The organism is Paenibacillus sp. DMB5 (genome assembly GCF_001517085.1).
GTDB lineage: Bacteria > Bacillota > Bacilli > Paenibacillales > Paenibacillaceae > Paenibacillus_AQ.
The window spans coordinates 80,829-105,353 of the sequence record NZ_LRAC01000120.1; the positions used below are offsets into that span (position 1 = coordinate 80,829).

Below are 24,525 nucleotides of genomic sequence, written 5' to 3' on the forward strand. Positions count from 1 at the left end.
TATTACTCATCTATTGTTCTCACTGGGGCTTAACCCATTCATTTTGTACGATTTTTAGGTATTGAGCATCACCGTTGTTCACAACTTTAAAAAGACCCGTATTAAAGTCCGTATCAAATTCGCGGAAAAAGGTGCCCTTCGTTGCTTCCTGGCCGGAAGGCTCTTCCATGAGAATATAACGGTCGCCATTCTTGACCAGATACGCAGTAAAGCCACGCTCGTGCGTTTGCTCGAGCAACTCCGGATATCGCTGTACTGCAACAATATGCAGATCAATTGTGCCGACCAGCTCCATCAAATCATTGATGAAGCTGCCGCGCGTAATCTCCTGCCACCGTGTTTGGCTTGACTGTCCCAGCACAATTTGGGTCACCTTGTTCTCCCGGGCGGTTTCTACGATAACCTGTGCTGTCTTTTTACCGTGGCATTTGCGGTACAGGAATAGTCCCCCGGCATCCTTCGTCTGCTTCTCCCAGCCTGAAAGATACAGCTGGTTTTCCGGGTTGTATTCATTATCACCGGTGGAGTCAACAGTAAGGACAACAAGTGGAGCCTGAAGCTTCCTGGCCAGTTCGCTCCCTCTCTGAATTAAACGTTGTCCATGCGGGCCATAATGCACACAGACCATAATACTCTCCTTGATCATCTCCATTCGAAACCCTCCATAAGTAAATTATTTCCAGAAAACAACGCAAAAAGAGCCCGCTGTTGGCAGGCTCCTCCGGTTTAAACGATATACAATTGGCTTTATTATATAGTCCTCATGAGAGAAAGTAAAGAAAACTTATTTACTGCATTAACCAGTCATCCAACGCTTGAACGACACTCTGCAGCTGTTCCTCTTCGCTAATCCCGGGCGTATGATCGCCTTTTTGCATGCCGTATGATCCGAACTGCCCGTGATTGCCTCCTTCAATATTGACAAATGTTGTATCCTCCGGGAGATTGGCTTTAGTCTTCTCCCATTCCTTCCAGTTTAATACGCCGTCATCGGTTCCAGTAATTTGTAATGCGGATAAGCCGGCTGCGTCTAAGCTTCCCCCATCATCGGCGTAAGAAGCCAAGTAGAAAATTCCTTCAAGCTTCCCTGTATGCTCTGATGCATAACGGGATGCAAAAGCGCCGCCCAGTGAGTGGCCGCCAATCACATAAGCTTCATCAGGATGTTCTGCAATGAAGGTATCAGCCCTGTTCTGGCCAAAGATAGCCAAATTCAGGGGCATCTTGGCAATGTATACCCGGTGGCCGCGCTCTGCCATTGCTCTGGCGAGAGGCGAGTAGCTTGCAGGTTCTACCAGCCCCCCGGGATAGAATATGATATTAGGCTCCACAGCCTCTGCCGACTCCGGCTCAAACCGGTACCCCTCTTTGACTTCGGTAACACGGACTTGACTGTCGCTTTGCATGGCCGCTTCAGCGAGTTTGGACGGGCTGTATGTAACTGATGAGAGATAGATCAGCACTCCTGCCACTAGGGCAACGGCGATTACGCTTGTCCATATCAGTATCTTTTTCCATCTGCTCTTGCGTTTCACCGTTTTCAATAGTTAACCACCTTTACTCATAATCATTTTAAATATAAAATTAATTATATTTACCGGTAAGTATAATTACAAGCAGGTTTTGCTTAATGGCGGGTGTTTGTCATAATATATTCATGAAGGAGCGTGTGCAATGCCAGAGAAATCAGCAAAACGCTTGCCTGGGAGACCCAGACAGGCGGACACGGATACAACGATTCATCAGACAATTATTTCGGCTGCTGCCGCATTATTCAAGGAATATGGCTATGAATCGGTCTCGCTGCAGCAAATCGGAAATCAATGCGGCGTGTCGAAACAAACCATCTATTATCATTTTGCGAGTAAACCCGAATTATTCAAGGTTGCCATGACAACCATGCTTCATAATATCCGGACAGTCACTGCCCGGTTGCTGGATGAAGCTGATCATCTTGAACAAGGTTTGTTGCGATTGGCAGAAGCCAGATTGGCTAATCCCCATGCCGAGATTGTAACGATGATGAGAGAAGCTGAGAAGTTTCTTGAAGAGGAGCAAATTCTGGCTATCCGCGAAGCTGAGCAGGATATTCATGATTTGCTGGCAGACTATTTCAGGCTTGGCATGAATCAGCAGCAGCTTCGTGAGGAGGACCCATTGTTTCTGGCGGAGACCTTTTCAACCTTGATGCTGATGGGTAATCGCGATAATGCCTCCCAGAGGTATGAATCTCCTCTCATCTTCGGTCAAAAGCTGGTAGCCCTCTTTCTTCAGGGAGCAAGGGCAACTTGATCTCCTAACTCTAAAAAGACGCTCACGTCCCCGCAATGATCTGCGGATGGAAGCGTCTTTTCCCAATGGAACTTTAGGCAATGCATTCACGGCTTAAATTACGCCTCCTCCAATAGCAGCTGCTGTGAATGATATAGGTCCAAACAGACTTATAGCAGGATGCTGTCATTTTGAATGACCAGTTCATAGTTGTGGATTCCCAGATTGACTCTACTGGAGAAGGAAGCAGGATTAGCCGGAGTAATATTACTTGTGCTGTGGCCAGCCCCGCCCCGGCCCCAATGATTCCAGCAAAAGGAATCGCCATAAAAAAATCAACCCATTTCAGAATGAGCTGATTACTTATTAGACTCTTATTTAGACTATCATTTTAGTAACTTTTCAGGGTCTTTTACTTTAATTGAAACAACCTCTCCGCAGTTTAAACAAATCGTATAAACCTTCTCTGATCCTACCGCCATTTTTTTGTCCAGCGGCCGAAGATTTATGTAATCCGTGGCTTGTACAAATGAACTTCCTCCGCAGCTGGTACAATTCTTTTCAGCAATATCCATATTGACTGTTCCTCCTTATTTATCTTGTTTCCATTCTCAACTTATGTATGGATGCAAAGCTTACCGCTATAAATATGTAACATTATAAGATGTTTTTGAAACAATCTATGACTACTGAACCAGTTGTAAGCAGCATTTGAGCCCGAATCCTGTGGACACAGGCTCAGGATGCTATGGCCTTTTATTACCAATAATATCAGCAATCTTCTGCAATGCATCCGCTGCTTCCGGGAGCGGCATAATCACGAACACGTGGTTCATTTTGGGATAAACATAGGTATCGATCGCAAACCCCTGGCTGGTCAGTTTCTCGTCAAGCTTTATTGCATCGGGATATAAGCCTTCATGTGTACCGACAAAATGCGTGATTCTCGCAAGTCCTCTAAAGTCACTGTTAATTGGACTGATAATGGGGGCGGATAATTGCTGATCTCCTGCCCAGCTGTTTATAATTACGCCTATCCCTCCTGAGGACAGCATAGGGTCAGCCTGTTCATACTCCGGGATCAGCGGATTATCAAAAACCAGGTCAACCGCGGCAGATAATAAAATGATATCTTTCGGCTGGGGCAATTGTTCCTGCTTTAGAAGCTGCGCCAGAGCAAGGGAAATGTTTCCTCCGGATGAATCGCCCATAAGGGTCAGTTGTTCCGGACCATCCATAGTTCCCAGTATTTCTTTATACAGGTTCAATAATTTCGGATAAGCATCTTTGTAGCTGTAATGAGGTACTTTTGGATATAGCGGAGCAATGATTTTGGCATCCATAGACCGGGCAAGCTTATCCATGAACCTCCAGTGGAAAGGCAAAGGCTGTTTCGTCCAGGCCCCGCCATGTAAATACAGAATTACTTTTTGCGCTGCAGAATTCCGGTCATTGATGGTGAACACCTGCATTCCCTCAAACCGCTGCTCTTTTATATCGCTGGTCACGGTAATCTTCCCGATCTCATAGGGCTTGGTATTTTCCGAAGCCTCCCGCTTAACAAACTTCCGGGTATTCTCCACACTGGAGAACATTTTTTTCACACCCAGCAGACGAATGTACTTTTCGATGATAAAGCTGCGGACTGAGCGTCTTTTGTTATGAGTGCGGACTGCCATGGTTCATCTCTCCAATCCTGTTTATACGATGTCTTTGTAATTACACCAAGTTCCTTCGTTTAACTCACCTTTTCCCTGCACAAAAAAGACAACAGGTCATAAGCCCTGCTGCCTTGTATGTTACTGATCCTTTTTTATTAACCCAACTTTTCTACATACATTTCATTCATGATGTGCTGGACACGGTATGCACCGGCGGGTAACTCCGACTCAATAAATGCCGCCACTTTATCCTCGGCAAGTCCATACATCACTTCTATCTCTTTTGAGAAAAGCTTGTGTCCGCCCTCTAGAAGCTGAGACAAGCGTGGTGTCGTCCTTGGTGTAACCGGATGAGGTGTAATTTGCTGAAGCGCCTGTACGTAAGTATCCAAAGGCCTGGCTCCGACAACTTTTACGCCTTTATTCTCTTCATTAACTACAACAATGCTTGGAAATCCCCGTACCCCTAAACGCGCTGACAGCCGGAAGTCCTCATCCAGCAGATCTTGGGCGGAATCAAGCGCAGCTTCATCAACGATTTGCTGTCCGTCCAGCCCCAACTGGTCAACTAGGGTTATCAGCACCTGCTCTTCACCAATGTTCAGGTTGGATACGAATACTGCCTCCCGGGCGATTCTGAGAAAATCACCTTCCCTGCCTTCATGCTTGCTTTGTATCACCTTGAACACTCTTGACGGCGGGTAAGACGAAAGAACAGGATTGGTATGCCACAGCGACCCGTCGATAGGCATACGTGAATGCTCCCCTACTTCTCTCCAGTGCCCGGCAACATCTGCCGGCTTCTGAATACCGTTACCTCCATCGGAAAAACCTTTCCAGCTCGGCAGTAAGCCGCCCATTACGATTTTCAGATCAAAATATTGGCCGTATTCCTGAATAAAGCGGTTGAGTACAGGCTCCAAAGCCCAGCAATGGGAACAAATCGGATCGGTCACATAGTAGAGCGTCACTTTTGTCTCAACTTTATTTAGATCAATGACTTGCATCGGATCTTCACCGGCAACGCCGCAAACTCCTGTCTCCAGGTCACACATCATATTGGAATCAGTCATTCCTGCATCCACACCCTTCATTTACATTTTAGAGGATTTCGTTTACTATCGTTTCCATAGTATGATTATATTTTGTATAAATATTTTAACAAGTACTATTATTAATAATACCTAGTATAAAATATATACTAATGGAGGAAATCCTATGAAATATGAGATGAGTATGGACCAGCTCTGTCCGGCAACCTTTGCTTTTCAGGTAATCGGCGGCAAATGGAATCTGCCCATTCTCGCTTGTTTAAGTGAGGAAGAAAGTATCCGGTACAACGAACTGAAAAGAAGGCTTAACGGGATTACTGGCACGACGCTGACCAACTGTCTCAAAGATCTTATAGATCACGGAATTGTGAACCGTCAGCAATACAATGAAATCCCTCCCCGGGTAGAATACTCCCTTACTTCCTCCGGCAAGGAGTTAGTTCCTCTTATTCAGTCAATCGTGGCCTGGGGTGAAAGGAACATCCATACGCTGAGAAGTGAGTCATAATATCACAGCCTTTATTGCGCAGAAATCTATATACTGTAAAAGGAAATTGTTGTGAGGAGGCTGTTTTTATGGACAAGCAAGCTAATTACAGGACCAATGTTATAGGCGGCGGCGAAGCTGGTGTCGCGGTTACGGTCGAGATGGATAAGGAAGCTATACATCAAACGAACAGCTTATTCTGGGATTCAAAAGGAAACGAGGTTTTAGGAGCAACAGCACTTCCCTTTTATGGAGCCTTTGTCTCTGAAGAGAATCATCAGCTGTTTGGCAAAGTCCGCGGCAAGAAAATTCTGGAGATCGGCTGCGGAAGCGGACAATCCCTGCAATACTTGGGTGAACGCCAGGCAGCAGAGCTGTGGGGTACGGATATTTCTGAGAACCAGATTGATAAGACCCGGCAACTGCTGGCAGCACACGGTCTATCAGTAGAATTGATCTGTGCGCCCATGGAGGCCAAATGTGGCTTGCCCGAGGATTATTTTGACATCATATATTCGGTTTATGCTATTGGCTGGACTACTGATCTTGAAGGAACTTTTGCCCGGATCGCTTCTTACCTGAATAAAGACGGCGTATTCATCTTCAGCTGGTCCCACCCGATACACAAATGTGTTGCTCCAGAGAAGGACATGCTTATCTTCAAAAAGAATTATTTCGACGAATCCTGGTATTCCGTAGAGCTAGGCGGCAACACTTTGGCCTTATCCGACCGCAAAATGTCCACCTATGTAAATGCGCTGGCCAAAGCAGGTTTTATCATTGAGCAGATGATTGAGGAGTCGGATGATCATTTGCTCGAGGCTCAGGGGGATAACAGCGATTTTGCCAAAAAAGCTAGGGTGCTGCCTGTAACGTTTGTGGTAAAGGCAAGAAAGCTGTAGTTAAAATAAGGCTATGCTCTTACCCTTGGCGGGGAGCATAGCCTCTTTAAGCTGTCCGTCTGCTATTCAGTAGCTATTGACTGGTTACAGACCATTTCAAGACCGTCGCCGCAGGAATCTGGCGAATGCTGCACCAAGGCTGCCATTAATCGTGCCGACGACAAACGGGAAGTCCTCCCAGTTTTCAGACTGGATATGGACTTACGCCAGCTCTAATGCGATTTCCATCATTTTGGTGAAGGAAGTCTGGCGTTCTTCAGAGGTTGTTTCCTCTGCGCGGAAAATGTGGTCACTGATCGTTAGGATGCACAGGGCGTTAACGCCGGCTTGAGCAGCATTTAAATACAGCGCTGCTGCTTCCATCTCGATACACAGGACCCCCATCTCCTTCCATTTTGCTGCGGCAGACTTGTCCGCATTATAGAAAGTGTCACTGGTCAGAATATTGCCGATATGAACCTTCTGCCCTTGTGCATCAGCCGTTTTCTTGGCCTTTTCCAGCAGTTCATAGGAAGCAGTAACGGCATATTGTCCCGGCAGATTGAATTGGGAAGCGTAATTCGAGTTGGTCGATGCTCCCATGCCAAAGACGATATCATACAGATTCAGGTTGTCCTGTAACGCACCAGCCGAGCCGATACGGATCAGGTTCTTTACGCCGAATACATTGATTAACTCCCATGAATAAATACCGATACTCGGAACGCCCATCCCTGTACCCATGACAGAGATTTTCTTGCCTTTATAGGTTCCGGTATATCCGAGCATTCCCCGTACTTCGTTGAATTGTACCGGATTCTCCAGATAAGTTTCGGCAATAAACTTTGCACGCAGCGGATCTCCCGGCAGCAGAATCGTCTCGGCAATTTCAGCTCCGTTTGGCTTGATGTGCGGGGTTTCTTTAAATTGGGATGAACTCATTTATACACAGCTCCTTCGATCATTATTGTTTACCGGATTGGCAAAAAATCCTGATTACAAATAAAATGTACGATGTACACCCGCTTGTAATCAGGATTTTACGGTTCCTGGTAGAGACCCTCATACCATATCTACGAGGTTATACGATGAAATTATAAATGGAATATAATTAATTTGCAATAAGTGCTAAGCCAAATAGCGTCTAGCAGGGCTATTCTAGGCATTCACCAACTATCCGTTATCAAACAAATGATTATGTTTTTTAAAAAACTGCTGGAAAAACCGTACATTATCCAGCTCATACCATTCGGCCGTTTGCAGCGGATTGGCATCCAGGTTATAGATTTTGGCCTGCAGCGTGCCCAATACAAAAGGAGAATGTGTAGCAATAATAAATTGGCTGTCCAAATAACGGGCCAGCTCATTAATCTGTTCGGCCAGCTTGATCTGATTGGCGGGAGAAAGGGATGTTTCCGGCTCGTCCAGCAGATACAATTGGCCGGGCAGCAGATATTCCTCAAAAAACTGCATGGAGGTTTCGCCGTTGGAGTATTTTTCCTGGGAGAATTGGATATTCTTCACCTTCTGCCGGAACGCATAAGAATCTTCATATTGCTCTGCCTCCTTCTTGCTCATCCCGTTCTTTTTCTGCTCATGCATTAATCCTTCGCGCAGCACGGAGGCTTGCTGAATCTTCTTAATCTCATATAGAATATCCTCGGATTTCATATACCGGCTTCCTTCCGGAAGCTGCTGCAATTCCCGCTCCTGCTTGTCATAGCCAAGCTGACAGCTGCTCAAATCAAGGAACTGCTTAACAAACAGGCTGAAGCCGTAGCCTGTCATCGGCTCAGCCCCCGAAATTCCCAGCTTGTTGGCAATGATGTTAAGCAGAGTGGATTTACCGCTGCCGTTATTACCGTACAGTACTGTTATCCGGTCAAACAATAAGACCTCCCCGGCCTTATGCTTAAAGACATGATCGGGGTAGATGTTAGGATTTCGGCTGATATGATCAGATAGCTTGAAGCTCCTCAGATAGATCATGGGTGCACTCCTTTTGCATGTTGAATCAGCTCACGGTCCTATCATGCTTTCCGAACCCGCTCTCACAGGTGATATCTGTTTGAAGGAGTCCGTAGAGCGTTTGTTTGGCATTCTCCAGATTCAGCTGGGCTGCTTCTATCTCTTCTATTTTTTCTTTGATAATGCGTGCTTGCTCTTCCTTTGTTATTCCGTTTAAAGAGATCATAGATTTAATGTCACTGATAGTAAATCCGACCGCTAAACAATTTTTCACAACCTGCAGATAGTCAATAATGTCGGAGGTATAATTTCGGTAATTGTTCTGTTCCCGCAATATGTACTCATCCGTGATAATACCCATCTTCTCATAATAACGGATAGTGGATATAGGCAGATCCATCCTTTTTGCCACTTCACTGATTTTCATCAAAATCACCTCACACTAAACTCTTGCTATAAAGTATACTTCATAGTTTACAATCCTTCTAGTGAGCATAAGCAACATTTACACACCTCACAAATACTATCCTGAAGGAGCCTGTTTATATGAGTACAATTACCGGGAAATACCGTGAGACAAATGATTTTAATGAAATCGTCCTGGAGCGCAAGTCCGTTAAAGTCTATGATCCTGAAGTGAAAATCAGCCGGGAGGAAATGACCGAAATACTGGCAGAAGCATCCCGTGCTCCTTCCGCAATAAACATGCAGCCATGGCGTTTTCTTGTCATTGACACACCTGAAGGTAAAGAGAAGCTTGCACCGCTGGCCTCATTCAACCAGACGCAAGCACTGACTTCCTCAGCTGTAATTGCAGTATTTTACGATGCTAACAATACCGAATACATGGAAGAAATTTTCAGCAAATCCGTAGAGCTTGGATATATGCCTCAGGAAGTTATGGATATGCAGCTGCAGCAAGTGAAGCCTTATTATGCTAATATGTCTGCAGCCGAGCTGCGTGATGTGAACCTCATTGACACTGGCCTTATCTCAATGCAGCTAATGCTTGTTGCCCGTGCGCACGGTTATGATACGAACGCAATGGCTGGTTATGCCAAGGATCAGATTGCCGAAGCATTTGGCCTGGACAAGGCCCGCTTTCAGCCGGTAATGCTGATCTCAATAGGTAAAGCAGCCAAAGCAGGCTATCCGTCCTACCGTTTGCCGGTTGATACCATTACAACCTGGGCATAACCAGCAGTTGTGCCTAAACAGAAAGACTCGTAATGAATACGGGTCTTTTAAAATAATTATAGAATCACTCTGCGGGCGCAGCAGACATCTTTTTACCTGCTGTTTCATTTAATCAAATGAAAAAACGGATTATCTGCCCTTGAGTAAGGAAGACATCCGTTTTTGGGATACTGATATTTAATTAATACAATTAAATTTTAATTAGCTTAAAATACCCGATCCATAGGCAAAAGCTCCAACCGTTACCGGAAGTGCACCGCGGGTGAAGCTTTGTCCAGCCAGAACCTTGGCTACAGACTGCATCGCCAGTGGTTTGTTCTCATATGAAGCAATATAGGTACGTATACCGGGTACAGCGGTTAAATCATACGGATTACGCACTGCCACAACGATAAGCCTGCATCCTGTCCGCGCAGTAAGCTCCTGCAGAATCTGGCGTTGACCGGGCGAAAAATCGGCGTTATAGGTCGCTGCCACAATTTGAGTAAAAGTGCGGGTCTCCTCCAGCACCAACGCGATCTCCTCAGCCGAAGGGTCAACGTCAATGATCCGCTCACTGACATCATTGCCAAAATAGGGCTTAAGCGCGTTGCCGAGGGTCATCTCCTCCTGCAGTGCTTCGATCACTTCATGATTGATTCGAACCTCCGGCCAGATCACGTAGATGCCTTCATGTTTAACAAGTGGAAGCTGCCCGTCGTCACATAATAAGGTAATGCTCTGCTCGCTGAGTAAACGCGCTGTCTTCAGAGATTCTTCGGAAGCCAGAAGCGGCTGTATCTCTGCAAAGGCTTTCGGCTCAGCCTTGGTAATACCCCGCTTTGCTTTGAGCCGGGCCAGCCGTTGCACTGAGGCATCGATTCTCTCCTCGGAAATCTCTCCCCGCATAACCGCCTGAATTACAGCTTCGATAGCTTCTACCTGCCAGTTGAAGGTATGACTGACCAGGATCAGATCGGCTCCGGCTTTAACCGCCTGAACCGCTCCCGGACCCACTCCGACTGTCTGTGAAATAGCGTTCATTTCCAGACAGTCGGTTACAATAACGCCATCGAAGTTAAGCTCCCCGCGCAGGAGTCCTGTTAGAATATTCTCTGAAAGCGTGGCTGGTATAGCCTCATCTTCATAAGCCTTGAACACGACATGCGCAGTCATGACTGCATCGACACCTGCTTCAATGATCTGCTGAAAGGGAAGCAATTCGATCGCTGCCAGGCGTTCACGGTTGTGGCTGATTGCAGGAAGCGCCAGATGGGAATCCGTATCCGTATCCCCGTGTCCCGGAAAATGCTTAATTGTCGCCGCCACGCCCGCTTCCTGATAACCGGCTGCAGCCGCACTCCCCAGCTCACTGACTAATAACGGCGATTCCCCATAGGAGCGCACTCCAATGACGGGGTTAGCCGGGTTATTATTCACATCTACGCACGGTGCAAAATTCATGTTAATGCCCAAATGACGCAGCTCTGCCCCTGCAATTGAAGCAGCCTGCCGCACGCCTTCAGGATTGCGGGTAGCCCCGAGTGCCATATTGCCCGGCATCAGGGTGATGCCTTCCTCAATTCTGGCGACCATGCCTCCTTCCTGGTCAATTGCAATCAGCAGCGGCTCTGCGGCAGCCCGCTGGAGCGCGGCCGAACAGTCATAAACCTGCTCAACAGTTCCTATATTGCGCCGGAAATAGATAATGCCGCCAATGTGATATTCCTGAATCAGCGTCAGAATATCGTGATTGGGTGCCGTGTCCATAAAGCCGCACATGAACATCTGTCCGACCTTTTGACGTAGGCGGATTCCCCGGTCTGTTGCTGCTTCCATGTGATCTTCAACCCCCTTGATCTTGAGTTATGACTCTGTTACTCCGGTAACCAGGATATCAGCCAGTGCCTCCAGCGAATAGGCTGAGGTTCCGCATACCAGTATGACCGACGCTGCGTCCGGCAGCTGTCCGGCATCATAAGGATTACGCAGTACGGCGGCAATAAGCGGCTTGGTCCTGGTAATGACTTCCGCCAGATTCAGCTGCCCGCAGAAGATGTGGGCGTTCCACGTGCCCATGATAACCGCATCATATTCCTCAAGCCCGGCTGTGACTTCCTGGATGGCTCCGGAATCAGGGTTGTTCGGGATGGTTTTGGCTGTAAGCTCTATCCCCCGCCCGCTTAGAAGTACATCCAGCCCCAGTCTGCCGCTGTCGGTGTTGTCCGCCAAAGTCAGCTTCTCCGGCCGGGGCAGCAGCAGCAGATAACGGAGGCCCGCTGTCAGCGGCAGCAGCTGCCGGGGATCGCGCTGCAGCTTCACGGTTCTGCGGGTTAGCTCTGCTGTCCTGTCCTCCCACTCTCCCCGCGGCAAAGGTGAAGCATGGCGGCTGTAGTGGAGCATGCGCTGCTCAAGCCGGGCAATCCGCTGCAGGGATTCATCTATTCTATCTTCGGTTATCCGGCCTGCATGCACCGCGTCAGCAATCCCGCGGATCACGCGGTCCTGGAACTCCATCAGAATCAGGTCATTCCCGGCAGCGACTGCAAGCTCACCAATCATTTCCGGCTCAAATGTGTCCCGGATGGCTCCCATTTCAACATCATCGGTGCAGATTACGCCCTGAAACCCAAGCTCATTACGCAGCAGCTGTGTGACGAAATAGCGGCTAAGAGAAGCAGGCAACCCCTCTGCCTGAGGAATATCCGGGAAGACAATATGCGCCATCATAATGGCATCGCATCCTGCGGTAATGGCGGCAGTGAACGGTTGCATCGGACCGTCCCTCAGCTCCTCAAGGGTCAGTCCGCATACGGGCAGCTCAATATGCGAATCGCCATCGACCTGTCCATGGCCGGGAAAATGCTTGGCGGTAACGGCGATTCCCGATTCATGCATCCCCCTGATATATGAAGCACCCAGCTCCGCTACAGCCGCAGGCTCTTCCCCGTAGGAGCGGACGCCGACCACGGGATTCGCGATGTTGGTATTCACATCCAGCACCGGCGCCCAGTTCATCGGGAGGCCTAGCGCAGCCAGCTGGCTGCCGATGAGCTTGCCCTGCAGGAAGGCTGCTTCGGGATCACCGCTCAAGCCGATTGCCCGGTTGCCCGGCACATGCGGATAAAATGCCTTGAGGTTGGCCAGGCTTCCCCCCTCTTCATCTATGGAGAGATAATAGGGGGAACTAAGCCCCAGCCTGCCGGCAGTGTCTTTCACACCCCGGATAAGACCGCGCAGCTGGTCTTCGTGCTCTATGTTGTGCGGAAATAACCCCAATCCGCCCGCAGGGAAGGCTTTAAGCCTTGCCTCGAACTGCGGGTCTGCTTGCCGTGCAGGCAGACCGGTGACACACATCCGGGCAATTTTTTGTTCCAGGGTCAGCGCAGCTGTTCCGGCAGCCTTCATAAATTGAACCCTGGAAGATAAGCCTTGTTCTGCTCCAGCATCTCATCCAGCATCGCCTCGGCAGCATTGACTGAAGGAACGAGCGGATGATGGGCAAGCGCCAGCAAGGCAGTGGCCCGGCTTCCGCTGACAGCAGCTTCTATTGCCAAGCCTTCATAGGTTTTGACCGCATGAATCAGGCCTTTGGCCGCTTCCGGTACAACAGTAACCGGCATGGCGACAGGTCCATCCTTGTGCACTTTGCAATTGACCTCAATACAGGCATCATCCGGCAGAAAATCAAGAATGCCCCGGTTTGGAACATTAAGTGTCTGAATATCACCTGAATCATTATAAAGCGAATTCATTAGCCTTACTGCAGCCTCAGAGTAATAAGCGCCTCCGCGAAGCTCCAGCTGCTTGGGCTTTTCAGCCAGTTCCACGTCCTTATACAGCTCGAACAGCTCATCCTCCAGGCGCTGCACTGTTTCTGCCCGTGTCTCTCCCCGGGCTGCTGCGTCCTGCTGCTCCGCCAGAATCTCACGGTGCAGATAGAAATACTTCAGATAATAGGAAGGTATCGCTCCGAGTGCTGACAGCAGCGTCGCATTCCAGTCATACTGCGGAACATTGCGGGCAGAATAGCCGTCCCGGTTCGCCAGCAGCTCAGGCAGCTTGGATTCACCGTCAATAGTAATCGTGCTGATCCAGTGCAAATGGTTCAGGCCGGCAAATTCACAGTAAATCCGCTCAATCGGCACCTGGTACAGCTCCGACAGCCACTTATAGGCGGCTATCGGAGAATTGCACAGGCCGATGGATTTGATGCGGGAATGCTTGTGAATAGCCTCGGTCACCATGCCTGCAGGATTTGTAAAGTTCAGCAGCCACGCGTCCGGGCAAAGCTCCTCCATATCCCTGGCGACCTCCAGCAGAACCGGAATGGTGCGCAGCGCCTTCATCATCCCTCCCGGGCCGGTCGTTTCCTGACCGATCATCCCGTATTTCAGCGGAATGGTCTCATCCCAGCCGCGGGCTTCCAGCCTGCCCACACGCATCTGTGTAGTGACAAAGCTGGCATCCGTAAGTGCCGAGCGCCGGTCAAGTGTGAGACTGAGCTCAATCGGCAGCCCGGATCTGGCAATCATCCGCCGGGCTAGCTCCCCGACGATGGACAGCTTGTGGAAGCCCTCCTGTATATCAACGAGAACAATTTCTGTTACCGGAAAAGTAGCGTAGTTCAGGATGAAGCCCTCAATTAATTCCGGAGTATAGGAGGAGCCTCCCCCGATTACCGCCACTTTCAGTCGTTCTGCCATACTGCATTCGCCGCCTTTACGGATAAGGTATGTTGTAACTGCTCATAGACTGCTTCCTCCACCTGGATCCCCGTCTTCTCCATCGCCATTAGCAGCGCTCCTGCTACCGGCTCTTGTGTCAGCATTTGCAGGGTACAGCCGGGAGCAATAAGGGATACTGTCTCGGCAATATAAGGGACTACATACCTGCTCTCCCCGCGGGTCAAAATGCTGCCGGCCAGCACAAGATCGAAGGTGTCCTGCTGCATGCCGAGCCTGCGGATCACCGCACTGGCCGCAAGGCCCAGCTCCTCTCCTTGCTTTTGCAGAATATTACGCGCGGTTTCATCCTCTGCAGCGACCTCGAAGATCAGCTTGGCGACCTCATGCGGTACCCGCAGCCCGTGATCGAGATAATAATGAAACATCGCTTCTTCAGAAGTGTAGCCGAGCTTGCCCAAGACCGCCTGGGCCAGCCGGGTAGGCCGGCCGCGTCCCTCCCAGGCGCGGATCACGCTGCGGAAGGCTTCCACTGCCAGATCAGAACCTCCGCCGAAATCGCCGAAGGTATACCCGAAGCCGCCAACCTGCAGCTCCTGTCCGTTGCGGTTGATACCGTAGCAGTTGGTTCCGGTCCCGCAGATCACCACGGCGCCGTAGGACTGCCGCGTCCCGGCCCGAAGGCCGATAACGGTATCACATACAATAGAATGGGGTTCCATGCCCATTCCCGCTATCATCGGACGCAGAATCTTAAAGTCAGCTTCCCGGTCAGCACCAGCCAGTCCGAATACTGAATAGGTGACCTGCTCTTTGCGGAGGCCCGCGTGGAGGAGAGCTTCCTCCACCGCCTCCCGGATGTTGATCTCGGCCCTTGCGGCTCCTGTCTGATGGTTACCGCATCCGCTTGCGCCGCGTCCGGCAATCCTGCCCGCGGCATCGGATATGACGGCCAGTGTTTTGCTGCCTCCGCCGTCAACGCCCAAGTAATAGTTCACAGTCTCCCGCTCCCGTAGATCAGTTTATCTTCCTAATTTGCTGCGGTTCTCCTGCCATTTTTCCGTCTTGTATTTGAGCAGCTCACTGTATCCGACCTGCTGGGCATCCGCTTCAGCCTTATCCAGAATGGCCAGCACCTCAGCCTCATTTTTGGCATTGAGCACAGCCTGCGCTCTGGCTTTTTCGTAAATTTCGCCCACGCTTTGCGAGATGATCCCTTCCTGGGAGTCGCCTGCCGGAGCCAGGTTTACGAATTCGGTTGTATCATATTGCGTTTTCCAAGTAATCTCGGACTGCCATTTAGTCTCCCAGCTCTTCTTGTCTTCCGGCAGCGTAGATTCAAATTTCATCTTGGATTTGTCCACATACACCGTGTTGCCGTTCCATTGCAGATTGACAGTAGCGTTCATCAGCTCATCACGGCCTTTTGTATCCGTTGTGAAAGCCTCAGTGAACAGCGGAGCCCCTTCTTCATCTGTTCCTTCCCAGTACTTGCCTTCAGGTCCCCACATAATAATCCGCTGGCCTTCCGGTCCGGTGAACCAGTCGAGGAAAGCAAAGACAGCTTCCGGATCCTTGGCGGCGGTGGTAATGACACTCACGTTCCAGCCAAGCTGATTATAGGCACCCGGGAAGATCTTGTTCTTATCCAGGCCTGCCTTATGAATCGGCCAGACCATAATGTAGCCGGCTTCCGGATCCTGCTCCTTCAGCAGAGAATTGCCGATTGCACCGTATTCAGTCGGACTGGAAGCGGCGTATACCGCAATGTTACCGGTAATGATCTTCTGCTCCACCTGTTCAAGATTCTGGGTGAATGCATCCTGGCTGATCAGCTTATCCCGGTACAGCTGATTCGCATACACCAGCGAGGAACGGAACGCATCGTCTTTAAAGACGGAGGTCATTTCATTGCCGTTTGGAATCGCCATCATACTGAGGGCGCTGTACACATAAGGGCGGTTCTCGGCAAAAGCGGACGACAGGACATCAATGCCTTCCGCGCCCTGTCCGACCTCAAACGGAACCACGTCCGGATACTTTTCCTTGACCAGCTTCAGGTAAGCATACAGGTCGTCGGTCGTCTCCAGCGGCGGCGTGCCCAGCTCGTTATAGATCTTTTTGTTAACCAGATATCCGGAGTTGCCGTTCGGCTGAGTCGTATACCAGTTCGGGAACTGATAGAGCTTGCCGTCGGAGGAGCGCAGCATATCGAGGGTCTCTTCGCCTGCCCATTTCTTCAGGTTCGGGTATTTGTCGAGATAATCATCAAACGGCACCAATGCTCCGGCAGCCCGCAGCTGCTCGACATCCGCACCGCGTTCCATCCAGATCACATCGGGAAGCTCACCTGAGACAATCATCGTGCTGAGCTTTTGCTTGGCATTGCCTCCAGAGCTGACAGGCAAGACATTTACCTTTTTATTATCTTTAATCCATTTGGAGGAGAGATCCTCGCCCCAGTTAGGCATTGTATACCAGTCATAATGGCCGTAGAAGGAGAATTCCAGCGGCTGCTCACCAAGCACATATCCCCCGCCTCCGGCAGCATCCGGACTGTTATTTCCTGCTGCATTAGCGTTGTTTGCGGAATTTGCAGAATTGGAAGGAGCATTGTTGCCGCCTGTACAGCCCGTTAAACCAATCATAAGACTAAGAACAGCCGCCACAGCGGACACCTTTGTTTTGCCTGAGATCATTGGTTAATTCCCCCTTGAGTTCCTTTATTCTTTTAGTGAACCGACCATAACGCCCTTAACGAAGTACTTTTGCAGGAAAGGATACACGCATAAAATCGGAATCGTAGCGACCATCATGGTAGCCATGGACAGGGATTTGGTTGTGACGGCGCGCATTTTGTTCATTCGTCCCTGTGCAGCCGCGTCCAGCTGGGCCATCTGTTCGGACATGATGTTAGAATTGAGGATCTGCTGCAGCTTGGTCTGAATCGGCATTAAATCGACATTGCTGAGGTAGATGCTGGGTGTGAACCAGTCATTCCAGTGATAGACAGCGGTAAACAGCGACAAGGTAGCCAGTACCGGCCCTGACAGCGGAAGCACAATACGAATCAGTACTCCCCAGTTGGAGCAGCCGTCGATTCTCGCGGATTCCTCCAGCCCTGCCGGTATTCCTTTGAAGAAGGTCCGGAAAATAATCATGTTCCACACACTGATCAGACCCGGGATGACCATAACCCAGAAGGAGTTGAACATGCCCAGCTCGCGGATCAGAAGAAAGCTCGGAATCAGTCCGCCGCTGAAATACATCGTGATGATACAGAAAACCATATAAAACCTGCGCCCCATCAGCTCCGATTTACTCATGCCGTAAGCAAAAATTGCCGTGGCGGCAATCGAGGCGAAGGTGCCGATTACGGTCCGTAATACTGAGATCACGAAGCCGTTAATCAGACGGCTATCCTGGAATACCACCGAATAATTCTCAAGAGAGAACTTTCTCGGCCAAAAAGTGACTCCGCCGCGCATCGTATCTGTACCGTTGTTAAATGAAATAACAGCAGCGTTCCAGAAAGGATAAAAGGACAGAAAGGCTAGTATTGCTAGTAAAATGTATATCACCGTTACGAGTACCCGGTCCCCGGCTGACAGCTTCATCTATATCTGCCCCCTTTCATGCTTCACCATAGGCTGTTTCCGGATTTGCGTGCAGCATAGTTCGCCCCGACCAGGAGGAACACGCCGATCAGCGATTTGAACAGGCCGGCTGCAGTAGCGTAAGAGTAACGGTTATTCTGGATACCGATCCGGTATACATAGGTGTCGAGGACATCACCCACGTCGCGCAGCACGGGGTTAGAGCCGAGGAGCAGGATGTCCTCAAAGCCTGCGCTGAGCAGATTGCCGATTGCAAGAATCAGAAAGACAATAATAACCGGTAATATGGACGGCAGTGTAATGGAAAACATCTGTCTCAGCTTGCCTGCACCGTCTATTGAAGCCGCCTCGTGCATATGCGGGTCAATTCCGGCAATCGCTGCAAGGTAGACGATGGAGGAAAAGCCAATTTCCTTCCACACTCCGGTTGTGACAAGGATGGTCCAGAAATATTCCGGCAGCGACAGGAAGTTAATCGGGTCTTTGATCAGGTTGAGCTGCTGAAGCAGCATATTCACGCTTCCGTTCTCTGTGGAGAGCATGGACATTACGAAGCCGGAGACAATGACCCAGGACAGAAAATGCGGCAGATAGCTGATGGTCTGCACGGTTCTTTTGAACACTCTGCTGCGAACCTCATTCAGCATCAGCGCCAGCAGAATCGGTGCCGGAAAGCCGACCAGCAGCTTAAGCAGACTGATTACAATCGTATTGCGCATGACCGTCCAGAATTCAGGTGTGGCAAAAAACATCTCGAAATGCTTGAGCCCCACCCAGGGACTGCCTGTAAACCCCTTGAACAGGTTGTAATCCTGAAATGCCATCAGCACACCGTACATCGGAATGTAACTGAATACAAGAATAAAGAATAAGGCCGGCAGCACCATCAGCTGAAGATCCCACTGCCGGGCAAAGCGTTTGAAGGCATTTGGCTTCCGGGTCTCCTCTTTTGTCTCAATGTGATAGGCGATCTTCTGCATTTTAACCTCCTTTTCCATATACTTCTTGTTAATCCTAATAACTAATGTTGTTATATTTACTGACTTGATCATAACCCTATTCTGTTTCAGGCACTCCGCCTAATCGCTCAAATACTGATACTATCTTACTGTCCAATAGAGTTTTCTGTGTGCGGACGTTCCGCGGCTCTGTTCCAATATGCCGTTTGAACAGCCGGTTGAAATTGGACAGGGTGCGGAAACCGCACTCCATGGCGATATCGAGGATTTTACGGTCCGTAGTTTGTAACAGGGTATAGGCATTCTCCAGGCGTAACTGGATTAAATACAGCAGCGGGGACATGCCGGCTGTGCGGCGGAAGATATCACTGAAGCGTGAAGGGCTCAAATAGACCAGGGCCGCGAGCTCTTCAAGCGTCCATGGGTAAGCGGGATGCTCCTCCATGATGCGGGTAACCTGCCAGATTTTTTCGAGCTGGGTGGTAGTTACTGTGGATTTGCCCGGCTGCAGGGAGTCCATGCGGAAGTAGCGGTTCACATAAACAAAAAATTGCAGCAGAAGGGCATATACAACCGACGTGTAAGACCTGCTTTCTGTCTCATGCTCCTCCTGCATCTGCAGCAGCAGCGCGCGGAGCGAGCCGATCTGCTCGTTCTCCCGGTCAAGCAGATTGCTGAAATGTAAGCCCATGTCCTTAAAGGGGGCCAGCACATCCGGATCACAGCGCACCATGCCCATGAACCAGGCGGCATCGAATGTAATGACCTGCATAATCAGATTGTCGGTTTCAAAAGCACAATGCAGATCATTGGAGTTAATTAGCAGAATGTCCCCCTCCCGGAAATCATACCGCTCCCCGTTAATCATGTAATACCCGGTCCCTGATTTAATCATATTGATCTCAAGCGCATCATGGGCGTGCAGTCTTTGATAAGTCGACGTGACTCCGACCGTATCGCCCAGGATGACGGGATATTGCCGGGAAAATACAACCTTTTCCCTGAGACTGTTCTGAACGCGCGGCTGCATAAGCTGGCCCCCTCTTATATAAGCTGTGTGAATCTTGTAAAAACTTACTGTATCTTGCTGAAATATTGCCGGAATTAACTTATATTTATCCTAGTAGAAGCGGATTTATGTGTCAATAATACTAACATTAATACTCTGATTTACATAAAAAAAGTGCAGTTCAGGCTGACATGCCCGGACTGCACCTTCCGTTCGATTAAAGCATTTATGCCAAAAGGCTTCACCAATCTTAAAGCTTAAGCTCGCGCCTACCGTACAAGAAATAAGCCGATGCCGCCAATGCTGCGGCCAGCAGGACTGACAGGAGCAGAATCACGGCGTTAAGCCCGTCCCCCTCCACAATCCGGTTATAGCTGAAATATTTGAAGGGTGACAGTACATTCAGCACAGACAGCTGCTCCGCCAGATCAGTTATTTTGGATATGACAAAGGAGCCGACCAATATACCCGCAGCGGCAGCACCCGAGGATTTCGGATTGCTTATTCCGGCTGCAAGCAAAGCGCCAAGCATGAGAAAGAGCAGCTGCACGATAAACATGCTGATCAGGAACAGGACAATTTCACCTGATATGTCCTTGCCCTTGTTATACGCAGAAACCATTACGATTGAGGATATCAAAGTTACAAGATTAAGGACTACAATCTGAACCAGGGCCGCAAGAAGCTTGGTTGTCACAATGGCTGACCGGGAGACCGGCTTGGCAATCAGGAACTCGGCGGTCTTCTCCTTCTCCTCCTTGGCGATGATGCTGCTACCCAGCAGAACGGCGTGTATAGCGGCAGTCAGCTCGATATACAGAAACAGCATGGCATAAAATCCGCTCATGACCGTAACATCCAGTGTGCCGATTCCCAGCAGTGCCTTTACGGAAGACGGCATCTGGTTAAAGATGTCACTGCCTGCTCCCCCTGAGGAATAGGCGGTGTATTTGCCCATACCGCTGACGACCAGCAAAAGCATACATATACTCCAAATGATTAATGCTTTACGGCCCGCTGTAAGCTCTCTCCAGAACATATTCATATACTGGCCTCCTTGGCTTTGAATCCGTTTTTCGCCCAACTACACTGCATGGACATCTTTTTTGATATACACCCGGTAGCTTACGGATACCGCAGCTGCAACAATAAGCGCACCGGCAATCAGGTACTGCACTTCAAATGTGTGATGCTCAATAATATAGATGCTGTCAAAATACTGAAACGGTGAGAGATAACGTACTATATCCCCCTCTGGTCCCGCAGCAAGCAGGGCACCTGTCATGTATAGTCCGAAAACGACGCCTAGCGTAAGAGGCAGCACATTTTTTAGCCTGCTGAAAAACACGGAAGCAACCAGGCCCACCGCCAGAAAAATAAGCTGAATAAACAGCAAGGGCAGGTTGAGCATGAGGAACAGAGAAAGACTGTAATTCGCAGTCGCCACGGCACCGGCTATAATCGCTGTTACTAAGAAGAATACAAGATCGGTGACAAGTATCGCCGTTGAGGCTGCGAGCAGCTTGGCGCTGACGATCCTTGTCCGTGAGACAGGCTTGACGAGGAGAAAATCTGCAGTACGCTCCCGAGCTTCCTTGGAAAGTATAGAAGCTCCAAGATGCATGGCCTGAATACCTCCGCATAGTGCAATATAAACGAACACCATTGAATAGAAGCCCAGAATGGATGAAATATACTCCAGATTAATGCCAAGCATAGCTCTTACGGAGGCGGGATAGCCCTCCAGCAGGCTGGTGAAATCGGCCGACTCGCTCATCATACTGGGATAAAGGGACAGAAACAGCGCGGCGAGTGCAATCATGGCACAGGCCCAGCTTCCGCCTGATTTGCGGAGGGCTTTTAGCTCATGCAGATACATATTCATGCCGCTAATCCTCCTTCACATAATAGTGCATGAAGATTTCCTCCAGATCAGGTTCCTCAATGGAGATGTTACGCAGCTCTGTTTCTGATAGCCTCTGCAGGATTGTGTTAATGTTTCCTTTGAAAATGAAGGATGCCGAAGTTCCATTAACATCCAGCTTGCTCACACCGCTGATGTCGAAAGCCTCCTTGCTGATGGTTGAGACCCCTTCGATGCTGATCCGTTTGTAATTATTCTCCTGCAGTGTGCTCATTTTTTCCAGCTTGATGATTTCACCTTCTTTGATGAAGGCTACCCGGCTGCACATTTTCTGAACCTCGCTGAGGATGTGTGAGGAGAAGAAGACGGTGGCGCCTTTACGGTTCTCTTCCCTCAACAGATCAAAGAACTTCTGCTGCATCAGCGGGTCAAGCCCGCTGGTAGGCTCATCCAGGATGATCAGCTTCGGTTCATGGAGCAGCCCCTGCACAATTCCCACCTTCTTTTTGTTACCGAAGGACAGATCGTCGATTTTCTTCTTCAGGTCAAGGTCCATGATCTCGGCCAGCTCCCGGATCCGCTTTGTACAGTCCTTTTTGTAGAAGCTGGCTGAATATTTGAGCAGGTCAATCACCTTCATATTGTCGTAATAGAATACCTCCGACGGCAGATAGCCAAGCTCCTTGCGGATTTCGGGATGCTCCGTGCAGTTCCGGCCAAAAATAGCGGCACTTCCGCTTGTCGGATAGATCAGTCCAAGCAGTGTGCGGATGGCTGTTGATTTCCCGGCACCGTTAGGTCCGATGAACCCGAAGATCTCCCCCTCCTCCACACTCAAGTTAATGTTCTTAATGCCGCGTGAATTGCCGTACTGTTTAGTCAGATTATTCATTTCAATGACACTCATAGTGGCACCCTCCCCAAGGTAGCAAATCAGAGATATTCCTCTTTATAAAGATTATTTTTGAGCAGACGGATACACGCTTGAAACTCATTGTTAATTGCTTCCACGTCTACCGCAGCATGATTCGGCAGCTCATTGATATGTCCTTCCGTATACCTCTGCAGCAGCTTCATGACCAGCTTCGGATCAACGCCCTCCTTGAACTTATACAAGTCTATTCCGTCATAAGCCAGACTGCTTCTGAAGCTTTCTCCTGTTGCCAGAGCAGCTTTGATTTCCTGCTTCACCTCAGGGTCCTGTTCAAAATATACGCCGCTCAAAAAAGACAGGCTTGCCGGATGCTTCTCCATCGCTGATATTTTGATGCCGGCAGTCATGGTGATCCGGTCAAAAAAGTCAGTGATACTGCGGTCGAATTTCTCCTCGATTTGGTTCATAATCAGACTGGTGCAGTAACCGATAAGATAAACATACAATTCCTTTTTGGTGCCAAAATAATGAAATACCATCGCTTTAGAAATGCCGGCCGAGACTGCAATGTCACTAACCGATGTTTTCTTATAACCGTTCAGGCTGAAGGATGCCAATGCACCATCAATAATCTTGCTCTGCTTCTCCTCCGGCAGGCCCGTGAACTTTTCCAAACCATCACCTCCATCCTTTCGCGTCAACCGAATCGGTTTATGCCACCAGTATATTCCTGTAAACCGAATCGGTCAATAATAAAAAACACCTTCAAGAGAGAAGGTGCCTGCTCTGCGGCAAGGCCTCTTCAATTGAAGGTGTTATGGGATAAGCTGATTATTTATTCCTGGTTCATTGTGCTGATGTCAATTACGAAACGGTAGCGGACATCAGAAGCAAGCACACGCTCCCAGGCTTCATCGATCTGGCTGGCGGAAATAACCTCAATCTCGGAGGCAATGTTGTGTTCTGCACAGAAATCGAGCATTTCCTGCGTTTCACGGATACCGCCGATCATAGATCCGGCGAACGAACGGCGTTGGCCGATCAGCGAGAATGCGTTAACAGCCAATGGATCTGCAGGCGCACCGACATTGACCAGTGTACCGTCCAGCGCCAAAAGCGAAAGATAAGCATCAATGTTAATCTGTGCACTTACGGTATTGATGATCAGGTCGAACGATCCGGCGAGCTGCTTGAAGGTTTCCTCATCGCTTGTAGCGTAATAGTGATCCGCTCCCAGCTGCAGGCCGTCCTCTTTTTTCTTCAAGGATTGTGAAAGTACGGTAACCTCAGCGCCCATAGCGTGGGCAATCTTTACTGCCATATGGCCAAGCCCGCCTAGTCCGACTACGGCTACTTTTTTGTCCGGGCCTGCTTCCCAGTGGCGCAGCGGGGAGTAGGTGGTGATCCCGGCACACAGCAGCGGTGCTGCAGCATCCAGCGGAATGCTGTCCGGAATGCGGACTACAAAGTTTTCTGTTACGACGATATGCGTGGAATATCCGCCTTGGGTATAGTGTCCATAACGGTCAGTAGCTCCATAAGTGCCTGTATTTCCGTGCAGGCAATATTGCTCTTCCCCTTTATGGCAGCTGCTGCATTCTCCGCAGGAGTCAACCATACAGCCTACGCCTACACGGTCACCAACTGCATATTTGGTTACTTCTGCTCCAACCTGGCTTACAATCCCGGCAATTTCATGACCTGGTACGAGCGGATATTTGACTGGTCCCCACTCCCCGCGGGCAGTGTGAATGTCAGAGTGGCAGATCCCGGCATATTTGATTTCAATCAGCACATCATGCGGCTGAAGCTCGCGGCGCTCGATCGCTGTCAGCTTGAACGGGCCCTCCGGATTAAATGTGGCGCGTGCATTTACTTGAATCATAAGTGTGAACCTCCTGAAATGTTTAGGTTGTGATCCTTGGCTATAATCGTTTGTAAAAAGCTTCCGGCTTGTGCGGCCTTTACAAAACCAATGTTATTACTTAAAGTTAACTCTAAGTCAAGAAGTAATTTGAACA

Annotated in this window: 25 protein-coding genes and 1 riboswitch; of the genes, 4 read left to right on the plus strand and 21 right to left on the minus strand. The window is 49.4% G+C overall.

The window, feature by feature from the left end:
- Positions 1 to 19 precede the first annotated feature (19 nt).
- Positions 20 to 652: a universal stress protein gene (locus tag AWJ19_RS12705; RefSeq protein WP_082707864.1), complete on the minus strand. Its 633-nt coding sequence runs from the start codon at positions 650 to 652 to the stop codon at positions 20 to 22.
- A 136-nt stretch (positions 653 to 788) separates the two neighbouring features.
- Positions 789 to 1,535, minus strand: a complete 747-nt coding sequence (locus AWJ19_RS12710) for an alpha/beta hydrolase (RefSeq protein WP_347231116.1) — start codon at positions 1,533 to 1,535, stop codon at positions 789 to 791.
- Between the two features lie 139 nt (positions 1,536 to 1,674).
- On the opposite strand from AWJ19_RS12710, the gene AWJ19_RS12715 reads away from it, so the two are divergent.
- Positions 1,675 to 2,292: a TetR/AcrR family transcriptional regulator gene (locus AWJ19_RS12715; protein ID WP_068724186.1), complete on the plus strand. Its 618-nt coding sequence runs from the start codon at positions 1,675 to 1,677 to the stop codon at positions 2,290 to 2,292.
- A 365-nt stretch (positions 2,293 to 2,657) separates the two neighbouring features.
- Here the strand turns inward: AWJ19_RS12715 and AWJ19_RS12720 are convergent, their stop codons facing one another.
- The 3 genes from AWJ19_RS12720 to AWJ19_RS12730 form a co-directional block, all read right to left on the minus strand.
- Positions 2,658 to 2,846 (minus strand): hypothetical protein, encoded by a 189-nt coding sequence (locus tag AWJ19_RS12720; RefSeq protein ID WP_068724188.1) that lies wholly within the window; start codon positions 2,844 to 2,846, stop codon positions 2,658 to 2,660.
- A 171-nt stretch (positions 2,847 to 3,017) separates the two neighbouring features.
- A complete protein-coding gene (locus tag AWJ19_RS12725; RefSeq protein WP_068724190.1) occupies positions 3,018 to 3,950 on the minus strand; it encodes an alpha/beta hydrolase in 933 nt (310 codons plus the stop codon).
- Positions 3,951 to 4,087: 137 nt separating this feature from the next.
- Entirely contained in the window at positions 4,088 to 5,005 is a 918-nt protein-coding gene (locus AWJ19_RS12730; RefSeq protein ID WP_068724191.1) for a DsbA family protein, read from the minus strand.
- A gap of 145 nt (positions 5,006 to 5,150) precedes the next feature.
- Here AWJ19_RS12730 and AWJ19_RS12735 point away from each other — a divergent pair, with 145 nt between their 5' ends.
- Positions 5,151 to 5,492, plus strand: coding sequence for a helix-turn-helix domain-containing protein (locus AWJ19_RS12735; protein ID WP_068724193.1), 342 nt, complete (start codon positions 5,151 to 5,153; stop codon positions 5,490 to 5,492).
- Between the two features lie 68 nt (positions 5,493 to 5,560).
- The gene (locus AWJ19_RS12740; protein WP_068724195.1) at positions 5,561 to 6,373 is read left to right on the plus strand and encodes a class I SAM-dependent methyltransferase; all 813 of its coding nucleotides are present in this window, start codon (positions 5,561 to 5,563) and stop codon (positions 6,371 to 6,373) included.
- Between the two features lie 201 nt (positions 6,374 to 6,574).
- Here AWJ19_RS12740 and deoD read toward each other — a convergent pair whose 3' ends face one another.
- The 3 genes from deoD to AWJ19_RS12755 all read right to left on the minus strand — a co-directional run bounded on the left by deoD (position 6,575) and on the right by AWJ19_RS12755 (position 8,747).
- Positions 6,575 to 7,294 carry a purine-nucleoside phosphorylase gene (gene deoD, locus AWJ19_RS12745; RefSeq protein WP_068724197.1) on the minus strand — a complete coding sequence of 240 codons (720 nt, stop codon included), beginning with the start codon at positions 7,292 to 7,294 and terminating at the stop codon, positions 6,575 to 6,577.
- A 67-nt stretch (positions 7,295 to 7,361) separates the two neighbouring features.
- A riboswitch (purine riboswitch) is annotated at positions 7,362 to 7,461 on the minus strand.
- 64 nt (positions 7,462 to 7,525) lie between these two features.
- Entirely contained in the window at positions 7,526 to 8,341 is an 816-nt protein-coding gene (locus tag AWJ19_RS12750; protein ID WP_068724199.1) for an AAA family ATPase, read from the minus strand.
- Positions 8,342 to 8,366: 25 nt separating this feature from the next.
- Entirely contained in the window at positions 8,367 to 8,747 is a 381-nt protein-coding gene (locus AWJ19_RS12755; RefSeq protein WP_068724201.1) for a MerR family transcriptional regulator, read from the minus strand.
- 119 nt (positions 8,748 to 8,866) lie between these two features.
- On the opposite strand from AWJ19_RS12755, the gene AWJ19_RS12760 reads away from it, so the two are divergent.
- Positions 8,867 to 9,517: a nitroreductase family protein gene (locus tag AWJ19_RS12760; RefSeq protein WP_068724203.1), complete on the plus strand. Its 651-nt coding sequence runs from the start codon at positions 8,867 to 8,869 to the stop codon at positions 9,515 to 9,517.
- 201 nt (positions 9,518 to 9,718) lie between these two features.
- Here AWJ19_RS12760 and nagZ read toward each other — a convergent pair whose 3' ends face one another.
- The 13 genes from nagZ to AWJ19_RS12825 form a co-directional block, all read right to left on the minus strand.
- Positions 9,719 to 11,335: a beta-N-acetylhexosaminidase gene (gene nagZ / locus AWJ19_RS12765; RefSeq protein WP_068724205.1), complete on the minus strand. Its 1,617-nt coding sequence runs from the start codon at positions 11,333 to 11,335 to the stop codon at positions 9,719 to 9,721.
- Positions 11,336 to 11,362: 27 nt separating this feature from the next.
- The gene (locus tag AWJ19_RS12770) at positions 11,363 to 12,904 is read right to left on the minus strand and encodes a glycoside hydrolase family 3 protein (protein WP_068724206.1); all 1,542 of its coding nucleotides are present in this window, start codon (positions 12,902 to 12,904) and stop codon (positions 11,363 to 11,365) included.
- Positions 12,901 to 14,202 (minus strand): 6-phospho-beta-glucosidase, encoded by a 1,302-nt coding sequence (locus AWJ19_RS12775; RefSeq protein WP_068724208.1) that lies wholly within the window; start codon positions 14,200 to 14,202, stop codon positions 12,901 to 12,903. The genes AWJ19_RS12770 and AWJ19_RS12775 overlap by 4 nt, the downstream gene beginning before the upstream one ends.
- Positions 14,187 to 15,179: a BadF/BadG/BcrA/BcrD ATPase family protein gene (locus AWJ19_RS12780; RefSeq protein WP_068724210.1), complete on the minus strand. Its 993-nt coding sequence runs from the start codon at positions 15,177 to 15,179 to the stop codon at positions 14,187 to 14,189. Before AWJ19_RS12780 ends, AWJ19_RS12775 begins: the two co-directional genes overlap by 16 nt.
- A gap of 24 nt (positions 15,180 to 15,203) precedes the next feature.
- Entirely contained in the window at positions 15,204 to 16,880 is a 1,677-nt protein-coding gene (locus AWJ19_RS12785) for an extracellular solute-binding protein (protein ID WP_068724211.1), read from the minus strand.
- Positions 16,881 to 16,904: 24 nt separating this feature from the next.
- Entirely contained in the window at positions 16,905 to 17,798 is an 894-nt protein-coding gene (locus tag AWJ19_RS12790) for a carbohydrate ABC transporter permease (RefSeq protein WP_068724213.1), read from the minus strand.
- 23 nt (positions 17,799 to 17,821) lie between these two features.
- The gene (locus AWJ19_RS12795; RefSeq protein WP_068724215.1) at positions 17,822 to 18,778 is read right to left on the minus strand and encodes an ABC transporter permease subunit; all 957 of its coding nucleotides are present in this window, start codon (positions 18,776 to 18,778) and stop codon (positions 17,822 to 17,824) included.
- Positions 18,779 to 18,854: 76 nt separating this feature from the next.
- A complete protein-coding gene (locus AWJ19_RS12800; RefSeq protein WP_068724216.1) occupies positions 18,855 to 19,787 on the minus strand; it encodes an AraC family transcriptional regulator in 933 nt (310 codons plus the stop codon).
- Positions 19,788 to 20,016: 229 nt separating this feature from the next.
- The gene (locus AWJ19_RS12805) at positions 20,017 to 20,811 is read right to left on the minus strand and encodes an ABC transporter permease subunit (RefSeq protein WP_068724218.1); all 795 of its coding nucleotides are present in this window, start codon (positions 20,809 to 20,811) and stop codon (positions 20,017 to 20,019) included.
- A gap of 39 nt (positions 20,812 to 20,850) precedes the next feature.
- Positions 20,851 to 21,651: an ABC transporter permease subunit gene (locus tag AWJ19_RS12810; protein ID WP_068724220.1), complete on the minus strand. Its 801-nt coding sequence runs from the start codon at positions 21,649 to 21,651 to the stop codon at positions 20,851 to 20,853.
- Positions 21,652 to 21,655: 4 nt separating this feature from the next.
- Complete coding sequence (locus AWJ19_RS12815) at positions 21,656 to 22,537, minus strand: ABC transporter ATP-binding protein (RefSeq protein ID WP_068724221.1); 882 nt, start codon at positions 22,535 to 22,537, stop codon at positions 21,656 to 21,658.
- 26 nt (positions 22,538 to 22,563) lie between these two features.
- Entirely contained in the window at positions 22,564 to 23,178 is a 615-nt protein-coding gene (locus tag AWJ19_RS12820) for a TetR/AcrR family transcriptional regulator (protein WP_068724223.1), read from the minus strand.
- 161 nt (positions 23,179 to 23,339) lie between these two features.
- The gene (locus AWJ19_RS12825) at positions 23,340 to 24,389 is read right to left on the minus strand and encodes an NAD(P)-dependent alcohol dehydrogenase (protein ID WP_068724225.1); all 1,050 of its coding nucleotides are present in this window, start codon (positions 24,387 to 24,389) and stop codon (positions 23,340 to 23,342) included.
- Between the last annotated feature and the right edge of the window lie 136 nt (positions 24,390 to 24,525).

What these genes read in the sequence shown, in the direction of transcription:
- AWJ19_RS12810 (WP_068724220.1), bottom strand. Translation starts at nt 21,651, where the DNA reads ATGAATATGTATCTGCATGAGCTAAAAGCCCTCCGCAAATCAGGCGGA.
- AWJ19_RS12750 (WP_068724199.1), bottom strand. Translation starts at nt 8,341, where the DNA reads ATGATCTATCTGAGGAGCTTCAAGCTATCTGATCATATCAGCCGAAAT.
- AWJ19_RS12705 (WP_082707864.1), bottom strand. Translation starts at nt 652, where the DNA reads ATGGAGATGATCAAGGAGAGTATTATGGTCTGTGTGCATTATGGCCCG.
- AWJ19_RS12760 (WP_068724203.1), top strand. Translation starts at nt 8,867, where the DNA reads ATGAGTACAATTACCGGGAAATACCGTGAGACAAATGATTTTAATGAA.
- AWJ19_RS12725 (WP_068724190.1), bottom strand. Translation starts at nt 3,950, where the DNA reads ATGGCAGTCCGCACTCATAACAAAAGACGCTCAGTCCGCAGCTTTATC.
- AWJ19_RS12800 (WP_068724216.1), bottom strand. Translation starts at nt 19,787, where the DNA reads ATGCAGCCGCGCGTTCAGAACAGTCTCAGGGAAAAGGTTGTATTTTCC.
- AWJ19_RS12740 (WP_068724195.1), top strand. Translation starts at nt 5,561, where the DNA reads ATGGACAAGCAAGCTAATTACAGGACCAATGTTATAGGCGGCGGCGAA.
- AWJ19_RS12770 (WP_068724206.1), bottom strand. Translation starts at nt 12,904, where the DNA reads ATGAAGGCTGCCGGAACAGCTGCGCTGACCCTGGAACAAAAAATTGCC.
- AWJ19_RS12790 (WP_068724213.1), bottom strand. Translation starts at nt 17,798, where the DNA reads ATGAAGCTGTCAGCCGGGGACCGGGTACTCGTAACGGTGATATACATT.
- AWJ19_RS12825 (WP_068724225.1), bottom strand. Translation starts at nt 24,389, where the DNA reads ATGATTCAAGTAAATGCACGCGCCACATTTAATCCGGAGGGCCCGTTC.
- deoD (WP_068724197.1), bottom strand. Translation starts at nt 7,294, where the DNA reads ATGAGTTCATCCCAATTTAAAGAAACCCCGCACATCAAGCCAAACGGA.
- AWJ19_RS12815 (WP_068724221.1), bottom strand. Translation starts at nt 22,537, where the DNA reads ATGAGTGTCATTGAAATGAATAATCTGACTAAACAGTACGGCAATTCA.
- AWJ19_RS12785 (WP_068724211.1), bottom strand. Translation starts at nt 16,880, where the DNA reads ATGATCTCAGGCAAAACAAAGGTGTCCGCTGTGGCGGCTGTTCTTAGT.
- AWJ19_RS12735 (WP_068724193.1), top strand. Translation starts at nt 5,151, where the DNA reads ATGAAATATGAGATGAGTATGGACCAGCTCTGTCCGGCAACCTTTGCT.
- AWJ19_RS12775 (WP_068724208.1), bottom strand. Translation starts at nt 14,202, where the DNA reads ATGGCAGAACGACTGAAAGTGGCGGTAATCGGGGGAGGCTCCTCCTAT.
- AWJ19_RS12720 (WP_068724188.1), bottom strand. Translation starts at nt 2,846, where the DNA reads ATGGATATTGCTGAAAAGAATTGTACCAGCTGCGGAGGAAGTTCATTT.
- AWJ19_RS12755 (WP_068724201.1), bottom strand. Translation starts at nt 8,747, where the DNA reads ATGAAAATCAGTGAAGTGGCAAAAAGGATGGATCTGCCTATATCCACT.
- AWJ19_RS12730 (WP_068724191.1), bottom strand. Translation starts at nt 5,005, where the DNA reads ATGACTGATTCCAATATGATGTGTGACCTGGAGACAGGAGTTTGCGGC.
- nagZ (WP_068724205.1), bottom strand. Translation starts at nt 11,335, where the DNA reads ATGGAAGCAGCAACAGACCGGGGAATCCGCCTACGTCAAAAGGTCGGA.
- AWJ19_RS12715 (WP_068724186.1), top strand. Translation starts at nt 1,675, where the DNA reads ATGCCAGAGAAATCAGCAAAACGCTTGCCTGGGAGACCCAGACAGGCG.
- AWJ19_RS12795 (WP_068724215.1), bottom strand. Translation starts at nt 18,778, where the DNA reads ATGCAGAAGATCGCCTATCACATTGAGACAAAAGAGGAGACCCGGAAG.
- AWJ19_RS12805 (WP_068724218.1), bottom strand. Translation starts at nt 20,811, where the DNA reads ATGAATATGTTCTGGAGAGAGCTTACAGCGGGCCGTAAAGCATTAATC.